The sequence below is a fragment of the Flavobacterium sp. genome, assembly GCF_027533505.1.
Classification (GTDB): Bacteria; Bacteroidota; Bacteroidia; order Flavobacteriales; family Flavobacteriaceae; genus Flavobacterium.
This window is the reverse complement of record NZ_JAPZUB010000019.1, coordinates 1-19,576: the sequence shown is the minus strand read 5'-3', so window position 1 is coordinate 19,576 and position 19,576 is coordinate 1. Positions and strand designations below refer to the sequence as shown.

Below are 19,576 nucleotides of genomic sequence, written 5' to 3'. Positions count from 1 at the left end.
AGTGTGGTTTGACGTTGATTGTAGTGTTTGAAATTCATGTCTAATCATCTGTAAATCAGATATAAATATACAAATTGCAACTCTTTTATGCAAGAAAAAACGTAAAAAAAAACCGTCTCAAGTTGTGAGACGGCTTCTTTTATTTTTACTTCTTCACCACTTTAAAATGTGCATATCGACCTTCCTCAAACTGTAAGGTAACGAAATAGGTCCCTTGAGCAAAAGCAGTTATATCTACCGTGAAGTTGGAATCCCTTGGCATTTCACGAAGCAACAATTGTCCCATAACATTATGAACCGCTACCGACTGTACATTGGTTTTGGACGTTACAAATACCTGCCCGTTGGACGGATTAGGGTAATAGGTAAAATCTATTCCTTGAAAATCACCCGTGTTTAAATTGGGGGTACATCCGATATTGGCGACCCACCCGGCATCGGTCACAAAAGCATCCGACTTGAATTGTAGTGTTAGCGAACCGTCGGCAGCAGAAGACACAAAAGGACCGGGAATTTGATTTCCAGTAAATCCTAATCCGCCGTTAAATTCAGGCGCTGTCGTTGAATTTCCATCATAAATGTATAGGTAATCGTAATCTTGCTCCAAGCTAAATTGGGTAAAGGTGAGGGTAATACTATTGGCGGGTACGTTGGGAATCAAGGTGCGAATCACCGTTTGTTCATCATCATAATCGCCTGTTGCACCTCCCGTATCGGTAAATACCGAACCGGTACAAAAAGTATCATCGGTCATAAAGATAAGTTGGCGTCCCCCGATTTCTAACCCGTTGGGGCACTCTGGTGCTACCTCAATTACATAATAACTATTGGGGGTTAAGTTGGTAGCTGTTAGCGTATTGGTTGTCATGGTTGTCCAACTTCCTGGTGTTGTTCCGAACGGATAATATCGCACGCGCCAAGCGGTAGCGCCAGTAACATCGATCCAATTAAAGGTCGCCGAAGTTTGTGTTGTCGTTTCCAAAACAATGCGTTCAACGGTATTGATGCACGTATTGATACAATCGGAGCTGAGGCAAGAGCGCAGTGCAAATGTATCCAAAATACGTTGGGCGGGTTGCGGACCAAATCCATTGGCTAAGTCAATTCCAACATTGCTCACCAAATGGCAGTAGCTCATGATGGTTCCCGAAGAAGGAATCGTCAACGGGTCTGTACTGCACGAAGCCCCTTCTGCTGTGGGTCCGATTCCTGCGGTTGCACAATTATCGATGGCGGTATTGTTCCCATTCCAAATACAAGCGTGGGTATGAGGAGCCCCTAAAATATGTCCGAATTCATGCGTAAGTACCAATACCGTCCAGGAATAGGTAGGCACATTTTGAAAATCAAATTCAACATCAGAATAGCAGAAGTTTTGGGAAGAGCACAAACCATCAATGGTCACGGCTACTCCGCCTAATCCGCCCCCGTCAATGCCCAATAATTGTCCCACATCCCCATCAAAAACGGGACGTACTTGGTTGAACTTAAACAAATAATCTACAGAAGAAGTCCCAACGCCCTCATACGGATCGGGTTCGGTCCAAATCAATAGCGTTCGAAAAGCAATAGTGATGCCGTCATTTTCAAAAAGAGTTTGAATATTGTTGTATACAGCAGTCATCCAATTGGTCGCCGTTGTGGTATCACTGCCATTTTCTTGGTAGAGATTATAGTCCATTTCAAAATAGGTTGTTGCGCATTTTGCCGATTGCGTAGTATTGGGCACGCTGCGTGCATTGCGCATCATCGCTGGTCCGTCGTCGGTGAGGCACTGAAACGGGTGTGGAACTTTCATTTTTGCATCGGAGTAAACGATGTAATCGGTGCTGTTTTTAAGGGGGCCAACCACAAGATTTTGAAATGTACTCCCGGAAATGAGGCCACTTAACCCATTTTCAAAAAAAGTAAGGGACGCCACTGAGCGGTAATCGTTTTTGATAATTCCACGGTAATATACTCCAGGGGTATAGGACACAGCTTCTCCGCGATGAGTTAGCACTTGAAACCCTTCGGCAAAGGGATTGACACGGTACAACCGAAGGATAACGGAAGCGCCTTGATAGGGAATTACTACGTCAAGTGTTTGCGGACGTTGATTGTAAATTTGTTGAATAGCAGCAGTTTGTAAAGTCGCCACGGTGGACTCAGCCACAACGCTTTCAATTGCTGGATGAGGCAAATCGGACTTCGGTTGGAGCACCGTGACCGTTTGAAACGACGCGCGACGGTCTTCAAAGGATTTTACTTGCTGACCCACACGGAATTGGGCGAAACTTGTCCAAACAGACCATACCGCCAAAAAAGTAAAAAAACGAACCATAGCAATTTCTTTTTTTTTGTAAAAATACAAAATAGATCCCTTTTTTCTAACTAAAATAATAGAACGCATCTTCAAGGTGTTCCAACACGGTTTGTCCCTCCAACTGATGAATCGCAATAATATCGAAACGAACCGTTACTTCCCACGCTTGCTCTTGTACATAAGCATTTACGGCTTTTACCAACAATCGGATTTTCTTTGGTTTTACAAAATCCTGCGGCAATCCCATAGCGATGCTGGAACGGGTTTTTACTTCAATAACGGCTAAAAGATCGTCTTTGCGCGCAAGGATATCGACTTCCGCTTTTTGAAATGTCCAATTGGTTTCCAAGATAGAATATCCATTACGTCTCAGAAAATCAACCGCTAAAGACTCCCCTTCTTTCCCTAAATCGTTGTGTGCTGCCATAAATCAAGCACATATAATTGTTCTCATCGGGCGTGGAGTCCGTCCGGTTTGAACCCGCTCCCGCAAAAGATTAATGCTCGCAATCAAAACATTTACCTTATGGACTAAGAGTCGATTGGGTGATTTCTCATCAAAATCCAACAAAGAAAAATACATGAGAAAGGTTCTTAACTCATATGCAGCGCCCAAGGTAAAATCCAAATGCCGAATCAACAATTCAGGTTTTGGGGCTTGGTAGGCCAACATAACATGAGTGGGGATGAGTACTGCAATTTGCCGTAAAATCGGTGTGTAAGGTAACGTTTGATAATAACTATCGGTCGCAGTGAGCTGATACAATTCGGTACAAAACTGACGGGAGCGCTCCCAAATTTCAGGGTCATGATACATATTCATAGGGTATGGCGTTTAAATGATACCCCAAAAATATAAAGATGTTGGCAAACTACTCGTTTACAAACACTTATTATCAAAAAAAGCACGTTACGGATGAAACACCACGTGGCTTTCGGTTTCCGTGACTTCAAGGGTTACAGTTCGACCAAAAATTAGCGCGCGGTTATCGGCGATATGACCTGCCGGGAAATTATATACTATGGGGATGTTGTAATTCTTTGTAATATCTTCAACAATTTCGAGGGCATTTTTCCCCCATGGAATTTCGTTATCGTGCATCTTCGTCATACTTCCCACGATAATCCCTTTTAGTGATTCAAGGCAACCGTTGCGTTTTAGGTTCATCAACATACGGTCGATATGGTAAAGGTATTCGTCTAAATCCTCTAAAAACAAAATCTTATCGGTACAATCAATGGCCGAAGGAGAACCAAACAAGCTATACAAAATCGAAAGGTTTCCGCCTACAAGTTGCCCTGTTGCGGTTCCAATGCGGTTGAGGGCATCGCAGGGCAGATGGTATTCCAACGTTTCCCCAAACAACGCTTGGCGAAGCGACTCTTTGGCAGCGGCACTTGCTTTGGCATTGACAGGCATAATCCCATGGATAGACTGCACGCCCAAGGTATTCAAATGGCTGTGTAAAACCGTAACATCACTAAATCCGACTACCCATTTGGGTTGTTTTAGGAATTGGGTAAAATCTAATAAATCAATCATCCGAACCGTTCCGTAACCGCCTCGCACGCACCAAATCATTTTGATGTTTGGATTGTCCATCGCAGCTTGAAAATCGGCCGCCCGTTCAGCATCCGTTCCCGCCAATTGGTAATGGTCTAGTCCGATGGTTTTACCGATAACCACTTCGAGTCCAAGGCTTTTCAGCCAGGTGATGGCTGGTCCAAGATTATCGTCTAAATTCTTACGGGCGGTAGCCACAATCGCTACGGTATCGCCTTTTTGTAGGGAAGGAGGTGTGATCATTTTTCGTTGTGCCAATAGGTTGGATGAGCAAATCGTCACCCACAGGAATAGAATTAGTGGTTTCATTCGCCAGAATGCTTCGGGCAAATATAAGAAACTATATGTTCGGGATTTTGGGCAAATGCCGTACTTTTGCAAAAATTTAGTACCTCATCGCAATGTCTGATTTTCCAAAACGCTACACCGTAACTGCGGCTTTACCCTATACAAATGGTCCTATTCACATTGGTCACTTGGCTGGCGTCTATGTTCCCGCCGATATTTATGCCCGTTACCTTCGATTGCAAGGGCGCGATGTGGCGTTTATGTGTGGAAGCGATGAGCATGGCGTAGCTATTTCGATGAAAGCGAAAAAAGAGGGCATTACACCCCAAGAAGTTATTGACAAATACGACGGGATCATCAAGCAATCGTTTGCTGAATTTGGAATTTCCTTCGATAATTATTCGCGCACCTCCGCAAAAATACACCATGAAACAGCGGCGGCATTTTTTAAAAAACTGTACGATCAAGGTGACTTTATTGAAGAAACCACGGAACAATTGTATGATGAACAAGCCAATCAATTCTTAGCCGATCGTTTTGTCATCGGTACGTGTCCCAAGTGCGGCCACACCGAAGCGTACGGCGATCAATGTGAAAAATGCGGGTCTTCGTTGAATGCTACCGATTTAATCCACCCAAAATCAACGATTACGGGGAGCACACCGGTATTGAAAGCAACAAAGCACTGGTTTTTACCGCTGGATCGCTATGAGAATTTCTTGAAAGAATGGATTTTGGAAGGTCATAAAAACGACTGGAAACCGAACGTTTATGGTCAGGTTAAATCGTGGATTGACGACGGTTTAAAACCCCGTGCGGTGACTCGTGATTTGGACTGGGGGATAGATGTACCCGTACCTGGCGCTGAAGGGAAAAAATTGTATGTATGGTTTGATGCTCCCATTGGATATATCTCAGCTACCAAAGAATGGGCACAAAAAACTGGAAAAGATTGGGAACCCTATTGGAAAGATCACGACACTAAATTGGTGCATTTTATAGGTAAGGATAACATTGTTTTTCATTGCATTATTTTCCCAGCGATGTTAAAAGCGGAAGGAAGCTTTATTCTTCCCGACAATGTTCCTGCTAACGAGTTTTTAAATTTAGAAGGCAACAAACTTTCGACCTCCAAAAACTGGGCGGTTTGGTTGCATGAATACCTATTGGAATTTCCGGGCAAACAAGATGCTTTGCGTTATGCCTTGACCGCAAATGCACCGGAAACCAAAGACAATGATTTTACCTGGAAAGATTTCCAAGCGCGAAACAACAATGAGTTGGTGGCCATTTTTGGCAATTTTATCAATCGTGTAGTCGTGTTAACGCAAAAGTACTATCAAGGTGTAGTGCCCCAACCGCATGCCTTTACGGAGGTGGACACACAAGTTTTGACCGAATTGAAAGCCTATCCAGCGGTTATTGCGAGTTCGATTGAACGCTACCGTTTTCGAGAAGCTCAAGGCGAATTGATGAATGTAGCGCGTTTAGGGAATAAATATTTGGCCGACGAAGAGCCTTGGAAAATGATCAAAACCGATCCCGAACGCGTACAAACACAGTTGTATATTGCCTTACAAGTGGCAACTGCGTTGGGGTATTTATCGGAACCCTTTTTACCCTTCACCGCCCAAAAACTTCGCTCGATGTTGCGCATTGAAGCTGAACGTTGGGATACAGTATTTGCGAAGGAAACGCTTTTGCCTGCGGGACATGAAATTGGGCAGGCAGAACTTTTATTTGCCCAAATCGAAGACGAAGCCATTCAACAACAAATCGACAAATTGGAAGCGACCAAAAGATCGAATACCATGACAAATCCCGAAGTTACCCCTCAGAAAGAAACCGCAACTTTTGATGATTTTTCCAAAATGGATTTGCGTGTGGGAACGATTATTGAAGCAGAAAAAATGCCAAAAGCCGATAAACTTTTGGTGTTGAAAGTCGATACAGGATTGGATGTGCGAACCATTGTGTCGGGTATCGCCGAACATTTTACCCCCGAAGAAGTGATTGGAAAACGAGTAACCGTATTGGTCAATTTGGCCCCAAGAGCGCTGCGCGGTGTAGAGAGTCAGGGCATGTTGCTACTCACCCAAAACACCGAAGGCCAATTGGTGTTTGTGAATCCCGATGCAGAAGGGGTAGCCAATGGAGCGACGATTAGTTAGAACGTAATTAGATTCATATTAAATTTTTACAAGCCATGATAAAAAAGTTTTGGTTGATAGGATTGTTTTTATGTGCTCTCGGCACGCAAGCGCAAAATTTAGTGGGAACCCTTCCGCTTCATTTTTATTCAAAAACGCATTGTTTTGAGATTGTTGATGATGCTAAGTCGCAACTGGCGCTTTGTTTACAAGATGCGGAGCGTATTCGCGTTATTCGAACCACGCCACAGTTTCAAGTAAAAGACTCTCTGGTACAGGAGCGTCCGAGCAAAGAGTTTAAAGGGATTATGGGGTATACCGTACAAGAAAACCAGTATACTTTGTATTGGAATTCGGGGGAAAAAGACAAACTAGGTTGTCAAGTTTTTGACTTTACTACGGGGAAAACTGCATTTACATTGCTTCCTTATGTTTTGGGCAAAGAAAAAGTAGTTGCCAAAATCAACGCCCATGGTAAACTCTATGTGGTAAGTTGTTTGAAAAATGAAAGTGTGCTAACCATTCGAACCTTGGAAGGAACAAAAATTAGCCAAAACAAGATTGATCTTACAGGGAAAACTTTTTTGAACTATGAAGGCAAACGGGTTAGTTTTTGGGAAATGATGGACGATACTAATGCGTTGCAGCAGGTTCCCTATTTTCAGTTTATCGATGATGAAACACCTCCCTCACTTGATTTAGCGGCGATGTTGAGAAAAAGTTATATTGATGGAGATACCTTGATATTTACTTTTGACAATAACGATTCGGGCACCCAGTTATTAGCTATTCAACTTACTGACTTTAGCTATATCCAAAAATTGTATCCGCAACCTTATGTCGAGCGGCCTGCGGAAGCCACCTATTACCCAATTCCGGCTTCTTCTTTTTATTTTGAAAAACAAATCATTCAGCTTAAAAGCAAATCCGACCGTTTAATGATTACGCACCGCGCCTTTGACGGAACCATTTTGAAATCATGGGAAATTGTGCAAGACCAAGAAATTGCCTTCAAAAATACCGAAATCATTCAAGAAAACGGTTCGATAACAGCACGCGAGTTTTGGATAAATCCAATCAACTTATTCGAAAAATAGGCAATTTATACCCTTCCATTTCCTGTTACAGACATGGCGAGCAGATTGTATTAACCATAGGAGGTGTTTCGGAAGTCAAAGACAATCCTTGGGTTGGTGCTATGTTTGGTGTAATTGGACTGGCTATTGACATGGCTATAAACCGCTATTCAAATGACAACTTTAATTCATATGTCAACCGAAAAATAGTATATGTTTCTGGCGTCTTTGACAATCAATTTAATGCGCTCAACGAACCCCGTGTACATTCATCCTTTGATCGTTTGCGGGAGTTCGTATCGGACAAAAAAATTGATAAAGCTGTCATGTTTAGCTTGGGTTCCTCTTTATATTTGGGTGGACAATTCAAAGGTGTTAATGGATTTTCCTTTTATGAATTTAAAAACTAATCAATGCAGTCTACCCTCCTAGCTTTTGACGCCGACGATACGTTGTGGCATAACGAACCTTATTTTGATGTGGCACAAGATCGTTTTTGTGAACTGTTTCAGGATTATACTTCCAAACAAGAATTGCTGCAATTGATTTTACAACATCAAGTGAAAAACCTTCCGTTGTATGGCTTTGGGATCAAAGCATTTATCCTTTCGATGATGGAATCGGCACTTGAGTTAACCCAGCAGCAGTTGTCGGGAGCAGCCACAGCAAAGATTATTCAGATTGGAAAAGAGTTGCTGCAGCAACCGGTTGTGCTCTTGCCTGAAGTTGAACCTGTTTTGCAGCAGTTGAAAGCGGCCAACTATCGATTGGTGGTGGCAACTAAAGGAGATTTGAAAGACCAACACCGAAAACTTCACGATTCGGGACTGGGTCATTATTTTCACCATATTGAAGTAATGAGTGATAAAACCGTTTTGGATTATCAAAAAATGTTGGGCCGGTTGGATGTTGACGCTGCCCATTTTGTAATGATTGGAAACTCACTAAAATCGGATGTTTTACCCGTGTTAGAACTTGGCGGGAAGGCTTTTCATATTCCGTATCATACCACTTGGGCGTATGAAAAAATTGATTTTGAGGTCAAACATCCCAACTTTCAGGCAATAACTTCAATTACGGAAATACTTCCCTTTTATGTATGATTACAAAAACAAAAATAGCGGTAGCTACTTGGAATCGTCGGGAGCATTTTGAATTCTTTTCGCAAATGGAAGAGCCTTTTTATGGCATGACCAGTCGGGTGGATTGTACCAAGGCCTATGAAAATGCCAAAGCAATGGGCCTCTCTTTTTTTATTTATTATTTACACAAAACCTTAACAGCGGTCAATGCCTGTGAACCTTTTCGATGGCGTATCATCGACAAAGAGCCTTGGTGTTTTGATCGCATTGATGCTTCAGCAACCATCATGCGGAAAGACGAGACTTTTGGTTTTTCGTGGATGGAATATCATCCGGATATACTGGAATTTGAAAAAAAAGCCCAAGCCGAAATTGACCGTATTCAAGCCACATCGGGTTTGCTTACACGCGCCTTCCCTGATGAAAATTTAATTCATTTTTCAAGTATTCCATGGGTTGATTTTGAGGGACTGTCTCATGCGAGAGGCTTTAGTTATCCCGATAGTTGCCCTAAAATCTCGTTTGGAAAAATGACCGAAAAAATGGGGTGTAAATCAATGCCCGTTGCCGTACACGTGCATCATGGGTTGGTTGATGGCATTCATGTAGGTCGATTTTTGGATATTCTACAAAATCTGCTAAACGGTTAGTTGATGTAGGTCCAATTCAATCCGTCACTAATCACAATTAGTGTGCGTGTACTTCCTTCAAAAAGGTATACTTGTGGTGCCCCCATGGTCGATGTTTTTGGAAATAGCAAGCCCGCTGTTGTTGTTAGTTGAGCTGTTATAGTGTTACTTATATTTCGAATCACGTATACACGTCCAGGAAAAGCTACAGGACTTGGCAATTGAAACTTATCGTCGGTGGCTTGAGGTACTAAGGAAATGTACACGCCATCATTAATGGGAATCGCGGCTCCTCCATTACCCGAACCGTTCCCTGTTAACGTTACCGTTTTTACCGAAAGGTTTCCGTTAATATCGAGTGTACTTAAGGGATTGGTGGTGTTGATGCCTACTTGAGCCTGCAACTGCAAGCCGGCAAACCCCAATAATAATCCGCTAATGATAACTCGTAATGCACGCATGAGTAGCTTTTTACACTATTTTTCAAAATAAAAGTATTAAAATAATCTTGACCTGCTAATTTTAATTGTACCGAAAACGTTTTCGTGTTAAAAAGTAATTGGATAATTGCTTGAAAAACAAAACGACAGCTCCGAAGAACTGCCGTTTCTATCGAACCTTTGCAAGGTCTATTTCCCGAGGAGAAGAAGTTCATTGGCCACCACTTCTGTGATGTACCGCTTCTCGCCGTTCTTATCGTCATACGAGCGATGTGTCAATTTGCCCTCCACTGCAATTTCTTTTCCCTTGACGACATACTTTTCGACGATCTCGGCCAACTTCCCCCAGGCGGTTACACGATGCCATTCGGTTTGCTCAACCTTTTCACCCCCATCTTTGTAATACACATCGCGGGTGGCTAAGGTGAGGTTCGCCACTTTTTTCCCCTTGTCCATAGTTTTAACTTCAGGTTCTTGTCCCACGTGGCCGATTAATTGGACTTTATTTCGTAATGCACTCATACGTTTTCTTTTTTTTAAAAATTAATTTCTTTTTCGTTCTTACATAAACAAGACTTCTTCCGCAACAATTTCTGTAATGGATCGCTTGTTACCCTCTTTGTCTTCATAATTGCGATAGGTGATTTTTCCCGTAATACCCAGCTCCTTGCCTTTGGTTACGTACTGTTCGATTAGTGAGGCTAATTTCCCCCAAGCGACGACGCGATGCCATTCGGTTTGGGTTACTTTCTCTCCCTCTTCTTTGTAGTAAACATCATTAGTTGCTAAATTGAGATTGGCAACTTTCTTTCCCCCTTCAAAAGATTTGACTTCGGGATCTTGGCCCACATGGCCGATTAATTGAACTCGATTTTTCATGGCTTCAATAATTGGTTAAAACTTAATTTGGCTTACATCAACAGGACAAAATTAGGAAGTGTTGAAAGCGATAGTCGGTAGTATACCATTTACTACCGAATGTAATCGTTTGTAATTAAGTATTTTGCTGTTTTTCAAAGGAGCTAGTCGTAAACGCTTCGGTTTTACAATTTATTCGTTATATTTGACTTGAAAATTTGACCCAATGCCTTTGGATACAGGTCAATGCTTCTATAGAACGCCATATAACCTTTTTTTAAACCACGAAAAATGAAACGAAATTGCCACGAATGCGGATCACCCTTGATGGGCCGCGAAGACAAAAAATTTTGCAACGATGGATGCCGCAACACATTCAACAACCGAATGAACCGCGACTGCAACAACCTCATGCGAACCGTTCACAATGCCTTGCGCCGAAATTACCGCATTTTACGTGAACTACACGACGAAGGAATTCCATCGATGGCCTTAGAGAAATTAGCACAACGAGGTTTTGATTTTAACTACCTCACCCAAATAGTAATGACCAAATCCGGCGAAACCTATCGCTACGTGTACGATCAAGGCTACGTGCTTACGGAAAATTACCGTTTGCAACTCCTGCCGTCGGAGGAATAGGTTGGCTTACATACCATGAAAAAAAAGTATACCTACCTCTACGAAGCCTTGTTTCTGATACTTATTATCGGATTGGTTTTTTATCGTCAAATGCCTCAAACCTACGACGATCAAGAGCCTGCTCCTTTGGCTGAATTTTCGACACAACGGGCCTTAGAAAAAGTACAGTACCTCTCCAAACGTCCTCATTATGTTGGATCGGACGATCATCCGCGGATTCAAAAATACCTTCAACAAGAACTCAAAGCCCTCGGTCTTGAACCGCAAATCCAACGTGGCTTTACCCTTACCGAGAAAGGAACACTGGTCGAAGCCACCAATATCATGGCGCGAATCAAGGGCCAAAAGTCTACCAAAGCCTTGCTCCTCCTCTCCCATTACGACAGCGCTCCACACTCCAAATCACATGGTGCAAGTGATGACGCCTCGGGAGTGGCCACCCTACTCGAAAGCGTTCGGGCCTTACTGTACAACAAAACGCCGTTGCAAAACGACCTGATCCTCCTCTTTACCGATGCCGAAGAATTGGGACTGAATGGCGCTGCCCTCTTTGTGACCCAACACGCTTGGGCCAAAGACGTTGGGCTAGTTATCAATTTTGAAGCACGTGGCACCTCGGGTCCCAGCATGATGCTTATGGAAACTACCCAAGGTAATCGCGCCATGGTAGAGGCTTTTGCTGCCGCCCAAACGCCTTATCCTGTGAGTAATTCATTGATGTACAGCATCTATAAAATGCTTCCCAACGATACCGATCTTACCGTTTTTCGTGAAGCGGGAAAAATTCAAGGCTACAACTTTGCCTTTATCGACAGCCATTACAACTACCATACCGCCCAAGATCATTATGCCAATTTATCGCCCTATTCCCTCGCGCATCAGGGAAGTTATATTATGGCACTGTCAACGCATTTTACACAGCGGGATTTGCGGAACCTTGAACATCCCGAGGAAGAAGTGTACTTCTCAATTCCTTTTGGATTTGTACATTATCCCTTCACGTGGAATTGGCCGTTGTTATTGCTAACAGGCGTTCTTTTGTTCACCTTTACGTTCATCGGTCTCGGAAAGCACGTTTTGCGAATTGACGAAGTGGTAAAAGGCTTCATTCCCTTGTTGCTATCAATAGCCTTATCTGCCTTTGTGTGTTGGGGAGTCACGGCTCTTTTGCCTAGGATTTATCCTGATATTTCGACCATTTTGCAAGGATTTCCATACAACGGACATGATTACCTCTATGCGGGTTTGGCGTTTACCTTAGGAATTTGTTTCTGGATTTACCGCAAAGAAACCAGCCGTTTTACCGAAATGAATCGCCTTTTTGCGGGTCTTTTTCTTTGGATCATCCTCGGCATAGGACTCGCCTGGAAATTACCCGGCGCCTCTTTTTTACTTCTTCCCGTTTTGGGAGCAACACTTATGCTGGGGGCTTTTGTACTCACGCAACAATCCAAAGGACTGTGGAATCTAGTGATGGCATTGCCCGCCTTGTTTTTGTTAGTGCCCTTAATCCCTTTATTTCCCGTAGGATTAGGATTGAAAATACTTCCTGGGGCGGCTGTTTTATTGGTCCTTACGTTTGTCATCCTTTTGCCTATTTTGGGCGCTTTTCCGTATAAATCCCGCTGGGCCTTTGTTTGCCTTCTCATAGGAATTTCCTTTTTGGGGAAAGCGCATTGGAACGCTTCATTTACTTCGGCCAAAGCCCGTCCCAATAGCTTGTTGTATGTTTATGACGTCGCGCAAAAAAAGGCCTATTGGACAACCTATGACGAGCGCCCCGACAGCTGGAATCAAGCCTTTTTAACGTCACAACCCCAATCGGCGGCGCTTTTAAATCGCAATGCATTGTATAGTAAATATGGCACCGCCTTCCGATGGATGCATCCGGCTCCCGTTTATGCTTTGAAAGGACCTTCTATTGTATTTGAACGGGACACGGTAAAAGGTAACCGTCGTTTTTATCAAATTCGAATTACCCCCCAACGTCGGGTAAACCGCTATGATATTTTCCTCAAAAACCAAGTAGCTATCGCGCATTTAAAAGCCAATGGTGTGTATCCGTTGACCTATGCTTCAAAAATTGGCGGACAAACGTCGAACAAACTTCTTAGTTATTATGTCACCCGCAACCAGCCTTTGGTGTTGTCGTTTGATGTTGCCGTGGGCGATGCACCGCAATTGGAATTGATGGAAAGTTCGTTTGATCTACTTGAACAAGCCCGTATGGGTGTTCCACCGCGCCCGAAAAACACACTTCCGATGCCTTTTGTGTTGAATGATGCTGTCGTACTTATGCAACCCGTGCAACCTACTCCACCGCCTAGTCCAGCGCAACCATGAAACCAACCGTAGGCATTTTAGGCTGTGGATGGCTAGGAAAACCCTTGGCCCAGCATTTATTGACCGAAGGGTATCGCGTGAAAGGCAGCACAACCACCCCCGAAAAAAAGGAAATTTTACACGCCTTAGGTGTCGAGGCATACACCGTTTCGTTGACCCCTTCGGGATGCGAAGGCGAATGGGCTGATTTTATCGCCGATGTTTCGCATCTTGTGGTGGCATTTCCGCCAAAACTACGGCAATCGCAGGAGGATTCGTATGTGGAAAAAGTAGCACAATTACTGCGGCTTCTTCAAAAGACACCGATAAAAAAACTGCTCTGGGTGGGATCAACAGGTGTTTTTGGAGAGCATCAAGGCGTGGTTGATGACACAACGGTACCCGAACCCGATACCGCTTCGGGTAAAGGACTATGGGCTGCTGAGCAGGCGATTCATCAGGCGGAGCTTCCCTACACGGGCATCCGGTTGGGTGGCTTGGTTGGACCCGATCGGCATCCGGTTACTTATTTATCGGGGCGACAAAATCTAGAACGGCCTATGGCTCCCGTACATTTGATTGCTTTATCCGATTGTATCGGCATTTTGAGGCTATGTTTGGAGCAAGAAGCGCTTCAAAGGTTTATCAATGCGGTACATCCCGAGCGGCCTACCCGAGCGGAATTTTATACCCAAGCGGCCCACCACCGTCAAATCCCACCGCCTCACTTTGATGCCCATGACACGCGAGTCGGCAAGCGTATAGAATGTACTTGGCTTGCGCAACAGCACTACGCTTTTGAACCACACCTTCCGCTGTAACTGAAACGGGGTATTTTTCCAGGGAACTTTAGGTATTTTTCCGGAGAAGGGATAGGGTTTTTCCCCTTGAACTTCAGGTTTTTTCCTTTTGAAAAATAGGTTTTTTCCTTTCTATTTTTTTTTACTCTCTCGTTTCCTTTTTATAATTTTGAATCCATAGATAAAGCCATTCATTTCATTTTATCTCGTTAATTTTTTTTCATTTTAATATTTATACCATGTCTACAGAAGTCAAAAATCAAACTACTTTATTTCGTTTTGTAAGTCTAAGAAGTCCTCAATTGTCAAAAAAGGAGGATTTTAGTATTCGGTTTTTATCAAATCCAAATTTAGAAAACGACCCGTTTTACATTGCTTACCTCAATAAAGAGGAAAATCAATCAAACTTTGAGGTGCTTAGTGAAGAAGCAGTCAATTTTAATGCTTTTAGAAATTTAACTGAAATCAAAGATGAAAATGAAGAAATTTTCGATTTATCTGATTGGTTTAGTAGTAATAAATCAAAAATTGATTCAAGGAGTTTAGAAACCAAAGTGGGTTTAATAAATCCCATTAGCAATACCTTTGAAAATAAATTATGGAGTAATGTCTATTATCAAATTATCACTCAAAAGGATTTTTACATAAAAGAAGCTGTATTTCAAATACTTATTGTAAATAATATCCTGAAAAACAAAGGAAAGATAAAATCTAGTTTTAATGATTTAATTAATCCTTTGATTCTATTGCCAAGTGAGGTGTTTAACTTTTCTGCCAAATCAAACCCTTTTCTAACAAGAACTTCGAATCTTGACTACTTTTCTGGTCACATAGACAACTCTGTTGAATTACAATTAGCAAAAGTAAAAATTCAACAATGTAATGAGTTAATACAACCCTTGAACGTAATTAAAAGAAATTATGAAGTTCAATGCGAAAGTGAATTCAATACAAAATTGAATTCCTATTTAAAAGATGTAAAACAACTTCAAAGTGAATATGAAGAAACTTACAATGAAGCCTTAAGCGAAAAGTGTCAAATACCTAGAGAAAACAACTTTCACCCAGAAGATATTTGTAATAAGCCGATAGTTAATCATCCCAAAATTCAAGAATTTAGTTTAAAAATTGACGAAAGTTTAAAAATCGACAAGGTATTATTACAGTTAGATGATAACCAAAAAAAGGTGCTTTCTGAAATTGTAGACATAAGTAAAATAAAAACATTGGATGATTTACTTATCGAACTTGAAAGTTGTATTGAAATCAATCATCAACGCCTTGCCAATAGTCTAAAAACATCTAAACCTACTATGGTATTAGGTGATTCGGTAATAAATTTAGAACAAAACATTCAGGTTGACTCTAATTACGCTTTCCGTTTGTGTTCGCATTTATTGCCAAATGGAAAAATAAGTATGTTTATAGCTATCCATACTTCAAATGCAAGTTTAGTCGTTTCAAATTTTATTTATAATTTGACCTATGCTGACAATTCCAACAATACAAATGGATCATTTAATCAATCAAATGACGGCAATGTAATTACTTTAGATAACTTATTCAATTCAAATTTAAGTAGTACAAATGAAAGTCCAGTCATTTCATTTGATGGTCAATTACAATTCAATAATGGTCAATATTATTCCTTTGAAATTCAAGACTTTAAATTATTCACTTGTATTAATGGAAAGCTAACACCAAAAGAAAGTGATTCGAATAATTCAGAAAACGAAGAGTCTAATTTAAACTTTACTCCAAACACTTATGGGTACAAACAATTAGGAATTGCAGATTACAGAAAAGTTGTTTCTAAGATTTGCAAATACGAAGTTGGTGAAGTTGCCCACATTGAAAACATCATGGCAAAAGAGTTACGAGAAAAAAGCACCACTAGATTCTTACAAACTCAAATTATTGAAACTTCTAGCAATGAAATAGAAACTGAAAAAGTTCTAGATACAGCTACAACTGAACGATTTGAAATGCAAACAGAAGTTGCTAAACTGATGCTTGAACAAAATCAATTTAATTCACATATCAATGTGAACAGTCAATGGAATAAAACAATCATTGATAGTGGAGCAAGTTTTGCTTCAAATACATCACTTGAGGAAAGCAATAGAGAATCTGTTACTCAGGCAAAAGAAATCACTCAAAGAGCGGTAGAGAGAGTAGTTTCTCGTGTTAAAAATGAAAGAACAGTAAAAACTACTGAAGAATTTACTGAGGTCAATACACATATATTTGACAATACTGAAGGTGTATCTCATGTTTCGGGTGTTTATCGTTATGTGAATGCAATCTACAAGAATCAAATCTATAATTATGGCAAACGGTTGATGTATGAATTTGCCGTACCCCAACCAAGTAAACTGCATTTACTAGGTATGGAAGCTGGTGTATTAAATTCTAGCCACCTAGTTATTGAAAAACCTATTGATCCAAAAACAATTGGTATTACAGATTTTACAAAAATCAATAAAGATAATTACCATTATTTGGCAAGTCAATACAATGTAGAAATAGAAACCTATCCGATCACGTCATTTAAAGTTGGTAAATCGTTTGTACAAAATAAAAAACTCAGTACAATCTGGATTTACACACGCTGAAACATCTTCAATTGAAATCCCAAAAGGGTATTACAGTACAAATGTCTCCTTAATTTTAAATGAAGTCTCAACATTTGGAAGTTCAAATGGAATTGGAAATGGATTTCATTCTGTAAGCTGTGGAACGAAAACTTTAACCGCTTTTAACAACACTTCGATGTTTAATGTCCCTATAGAGAAATATACTAATTCTATTCCTGTTTCCTATACAGCTATTGCAAAGCACACCTCAAGTGCTTCTGTTGAAGTTTCTGTAAGTTTAACTCAAGAATTTATTGATGAATGGAAAAAAGAAGCCTATAAAAAAATTATTGCGGGCTATTTAGATTTGCTAGAAGCATACAATCAAAAAGTGGAAGAAACCAAGTCAAACAATCGTACTCAAATCGAAAGTAACCCTTTATTTTATCGACAAATAGAGCAAACTATTTTGCGACATAATTGTATCTCTTATTTGATGGACCATTCAAATCCTAACTCAACAAAAAGAGTCGGAGTTAAAATGTATGATGATAATGCGACCTTCACCACTTATCAAGTGCAATTGAATAAAAAAATGGAGGAGTATACCAGTTTTGCAAAATTTATGGAGCAAGCGTTTGAGTGGAATTTGATGAGTTATTCGTTTTACCCTTATTATTGGGGAAACAAAGAGGATTGGAAAGATTTATATCAAAATGAGAGCAATGATGCCTTGTTCCGCTCCTTTATGCAGGCAGGTTTGGCAAGAGTGATTGTTACCGTTAAACCTGGTTTTGAAAAAGCCGTCATGCATTATTTAGCAACAGGACAAATTTGGCTAGGAGGTTCAATACCCGTTATTGACAATCCACTATACACCTCCATCATTGATGAGTTAAAAGAACAAGAATACGTCATTGAAGAAAGCTGGAACACTACGTTGCCCACCTCATTAATTGCTTTACAAAAAAGTGGTGTCGCCGTTGATGCCGAAGGGTTACCTAACTTAGACCAATGTGAGGCCAATACTGATGTGCCTTTTCTTGGGAATGAAACCTACTTAAACAAAAAAACTACAACTTAATTTTTTTGGGGTGTGAATACCACACCCCAATATTTTTAAATTATTACACACCATGAACAGCAAAAAATTAGCATGGCACCGCGAAAACGGGAGATTCCTCGAGCCACGGTATGAAAGACTGGCCGCGATTGGGGATAAGAGGGAGGAAAAAGAAGAGTTGGCTAAAATTGAAAAAAAAGCTCCAAAAGCGTTGGAATTAAACCAAACTGAAATTGGTTTTGTTAAATTTCTTTTTAAAATTAGAAATGCAAATTATTATAAAAAGAAAATTCCTTATGAGAGGTTGTTCACATCAAACCCAGATGGAAATATAAAACGAGAAAGAGTATTTATCGCAGGTAAAATTTTTCCTGTTTTAAATATAACCTATAGTGGTGACGATGCAGACGCTACTAAAATTTCTTTAAAAAGAGCAAATATGACTGAAAGAAGTTTATTATTCGGGGACCCCGAATACAAACTTTATAATCAACTTTACATTAGTATTGATAATGACAAAATAAAAATTTTTCTTCCTGTTTCCTATTCTGACATAGATTTTCCAAGTTTAATGTTAGATTTTCTAACAAATGGCAAAAACACTGCCCATACCATTGGTGGCGAATTTGAGGATTATGAAACGTATAAATTGGCTCTTCGAGAAAAAGCACAAGCCGAAAAATCTTGGAAAGGAAAAGATGGGTCTTGGTTGTTAATTGACCGAGATAAGAATGCTGAACGTTGGCTAAATGGTTATTCCTACATCATAAAACATAAAATACAGGGCAGATTGGCTCCTTTTAAACAAATTCATGATTTTTATAATGCTGTTGATGGTTGGATTTTTAGGCTTGGGCATAGAGTGAAATGGTGTAAGGGAGCGAAAACATTAGTAAATGCTTTAACAGCGTTAGAAGGTGGGCATCCTGCTATTTCTAATGATGTAGAGACTATATTAAATGAATTGAACTTAGGTATTTGCGATTATGCAATCACACAGTTTTATGATTTGATTTATGGAAAATACGCTCTAACACCATTAAAAGGTGATGATGCTTATAATTGGGACAAAAGATTTATTGAATATGAGCAAGGAACAGTTGCTCCTCCGATTTATAGTAAAACTGAAAGCAAAACTATATCTAAATTTCAAGATATGGCAGATAAAGACATTCAAGGAGGTTGGCATGGGACAGGTTCTCAATTAATTAGTTGGTTCAATGATGATGTTGTTCCTGCATTTGATGATTTTTCTCCTAATGCAAAAGTTACAGATGACCAATTTAGAATAGACTTACCTTTACTAATGCTCTATTTAGATAAGCATAAGCCAAAGTGGTATGGTTTTAAAGGAAAACTTAACCAAGATGGAACAGTTAATGATGATATTAAAAAAATAATTAAAGATTATGCACTTTAGTAATATTTTACCAAAAATTTCAATATTTTGGAAGATTTGGATTTTACACATTCTTGTTTACTTTTTTTTGTTATCAATCTTAATAATTGTTCAAGATTTTAATGTAAATGGAGTTACTCATAGAATGACAGAAACAAAAATTATTTCAAGATTATTGGGTAGTTCGTTAATTGGTCTATTTGGTTTTCTTGATGGTATAGGTTTTTTTATTATGATTACAATTATATTTAACCCGTTGGGTGAAATTAAATTAATTGATTTTTGATTTTATTTATTGGTCTATTAAAGATAAATTTATTGATATACTGAACCAAAGTTAATGCTGTTATTTTTGCTAAAATTCTTGTTTTAAAACCTTCAA

Annotated in this window: 18 protein-coding genes and 1 pseudogene; 11 read left to right on the top strand and 8 right to left on the bottom strand. The window is 40.2% G+C overall.

Going from position 1 to position 19,576, the window contains the following annotated elements:
• Positions 1-145: 145 nt before the first annotated feature.
• The 4 genes from O9316_RS04515 to O9316_RS04500 form a co-directional block, all read right to left on the bottom strand.
• Positions 146-2,323, bottom strand: a complete 2,178-nt coding sequence (locus O9316_RS04515; RefSeq protein ID WP_298204162.1) for a M12 family metallo-peptidase — start codon at positions 2,321-2,323, stop codon at positions 146-148.
• A gap of 46 nt (positions 2,324-2,369) precedes the next feature.
• Complete coding sequence (locus O9316_RS04510) at positions 2,370-2,732, bottom strand: YraN family protein (RefSeq protein ID WP_297516887.1); 363 nt, start codon at positions 2,730-2,732, stop codon at positions 2,370-2,372.
• A gap of 3 nt (positions 2,733-2,735) precedes the next feature.
• On the bottom strand, positions 2,736-3,128 hold the full coding sequence (locus O9316_RS04505; protein WP_298204161.1) for a four helix bundle protein: 393 nt from the start codon (positions 3,126-3,128) through the stop codon (positions 2,736-2,738).
• An 87-nt stretch (positions 3,129-3,215) separates the two neighbouring features.
• Positions 3,216-4,112, bottom strand: a complete 897-nt coding sequence (locus O9316_RS04500) for an LD-carboxypeptidase (protein ID WP_298204164.1) — start codon at positions 4,110-4,112, stop codon at positions 3,216-3,218.
• A 158-nt stretch (positions 4,113-4,270) separates the two neighbouring features.
• Between O9316_RS04500 and metG the strand changes: the two genes are divergently transcribed.
• Genes metG through O9316_RS04475 form a run of 5 tightly spaced genes read left to right on the top strand, consistent with a single transcriptional unit; the run spans position 4,271 to position 9,115 of the window.
• Positions 4,271-6,328, top strand: a complete 2,058-nt coding sequence (gene metG, locus O9316_RS04495) for a methionine--tRNA ligase (protein ID WP_298204160.1) — start codon at positions 4,271-4,273, stop codon at positions 6,326-6,328.
• 35 nt (positions 6,329-6,363) lie between these two features.
• Positions 6,364-7,404 (top strand): hypothetical protein, encoded by a 1,041-nt coding sequence (locus tag O9316_RS04490; protein WP_298204159.1) that lies wholly within the window; start codon positions 6,364-6,366, stop codon positions 7,402-7,404.
• On the top strand, positions 7,371-7,793 hold the full coding sequence (locus tag O9316_RS04485) for a hypothetical protein (RefSeq protein WP_298204158.1): 423 nt from the start codon (positions 7,371-7,373) through the stop codon (positions 7,791-7,793). Before O9316_RS04490 ends, O9316_RS04485 begins: the two co-directional genes overlap by 34 nt.
• 3 nt (positions 7,794-7,796) lie before the next feature.
• Complete coding sequence (locus O9316_RS04480; RefSeq protein ID WP_298204157.1) at positions 7,797-8,486, top strand: HAD family hydrolase; 690 nt, start codon at positions 7,797-7,799, stop codon at positions 8,484-8,486.
• The gene (locus O9316_RS04475) at positions 8,483-9,115 is read left to right on the top strand and encodes a chloramphenicol acetyltransferase (RefSeq protein WP_298204156.1); all 633 of its coding nucleotides are present in this window, start codon (positions 8,483-8,485) and stop codon (positions 9,113-9,115) included. Before O9316_RS04480 ends, O9316_RS04475 begins: the two co-directional genes overlap by 4 nt.
• Here the strand turns inward: O9316_RS04475 and O9316_RS04470 are convergent.
• The 3 genes from O9316_RS04470 to ssb (O9316_RS04460) form a co-directional block, all read right to left on the bottom strand.
• A complete protein-coding gene (locus O9316_RS04470; RefSeq protein ID WP_298204155.1) occupies positions 9,112-9,555 on the bottom strand; it encodes a hypothetical protein in 444 nt (147 codons plus the stop codon). The two genes, O9316_RS04475 and O9316_RS04470, sit on opposite strands and share 4 nt — an antisense overlap.
• A gap of 168 nt (positions 9,556-9,723) precedes the next feature.
• Positions 9,724-10,056: a single-stranded DNA-binding protein gene (ssb, locus tag O9316_RS04465; RefSeq protein WP_073360499.1), complete on the bottom strand. Its 333-nt coding sequence runs from the start codon at positions 10,054-10,056 to the stop codon at positions 9,724-9,726.
• Positions 10,057-10,095: 39 nt separating this feature from the next.
• Positions 10,096-10,422, bottom strand: a complete 327-nt coding sequence (gene ssb / locus O9316_RS04460) for a single-stranded DNA-binding protein (protein WP_298204163.1) — start codon at positions 10,420-10,422, stop codon at positions 10,096-10,098.
• A gap of 261 nt (positions 10,423-10,683) precedes the next feature.
• On the opposite strand from ssb (O9316_RS04460), the gene O9316_RS04455 reads away from it, so the two are divergent.
• The 6 genes from O9316_RS04455 to O9316_RS04430 all read left to right on the top strand — a co-directional run bounded on the left by O9316_RS04455 (position 10,684) and on the right by O9316_RS04430 (position 19,215).
• Positions 10,684-11,034, top strand: coding sequence for a hypothetical protein (locus tag O9316_RS04455; protein ID WP_298204154.1), 351 nt, complete (start codon positions 10,684-10,686; stop codon positions 11,032-11,034).
• 15 nt (positions 11,035-11,049) lie between these two features.
• Positions 11,050-13,377, top strand: coding sequence for a M28 family peptidase (locus tag O9316_RS04450; protein ID WP_298204153.1), 2,328 nt, complete (start codon positions 11,050-11,052; stop codon positions 13,375-13,377).
• On the top strand, positions 13,374-14,177 hold the full coding sequence (locus tag O9316_RS04445; RefSeq protein ID WP_298204152.1) for an SDR family oxidoreductase: 804 nt from the start codon (positions 13,374-13,376) through the stop codon (positions 14,175-14,177). The genes O9316_RS04450 and O9316_RS04445 overlap by 4 nt, the downstream gene beginning before the upstream one ends.
• Positions 14,178-14,395: 218 nt before the next feature.
• On the top strand, positions 14,396-16,771 hold the full coding sequence (locus O9316_RS04440) for a hypothetical protein (protein WP_298204151.1): 2,376 nt from the start codon (positions 14,396-14,398) through the stop codon (positions 16,769-16,771).
• On the top strand, positions 16,725-17,816 hold the full coding sequence (locus tag O9316_RS04435) for a hypothetical protein (protein ID WP_288041313.1): 1,092 nt from the start codon (positions 16,725-16,727) through the stop codon (positions 17,814-17,816). The genes O9316_RS04440 and O9316_RS04435 overlap by 47 nt, the downstream gene beginning before the upstream one ends.
• Positions 17,817-17,868: 52 nt before the next feature.
• On the top strand, positions 17,869-19,215 hold the full coding sequence (locus tag O9316_RS04430) for a hypothetical protein (RefSeq protein ID WP_298204150.1): 1,347 nt from the start codon (positions 17,869-17,871) through the stop codon (positions 19,213-19,215).
• 245 nt (positions 19,216-19,460) lie between these two features.
• On the opposite strand, the pseudogene O9316_RS04425 reads toward O9316_RS04430, so the two are convergent.
• Positions 19,461-19,576, bottom strand: a pseudogene (locus tag O9316_RS04425) (IS982 family transposase); the annotation flags it as partial.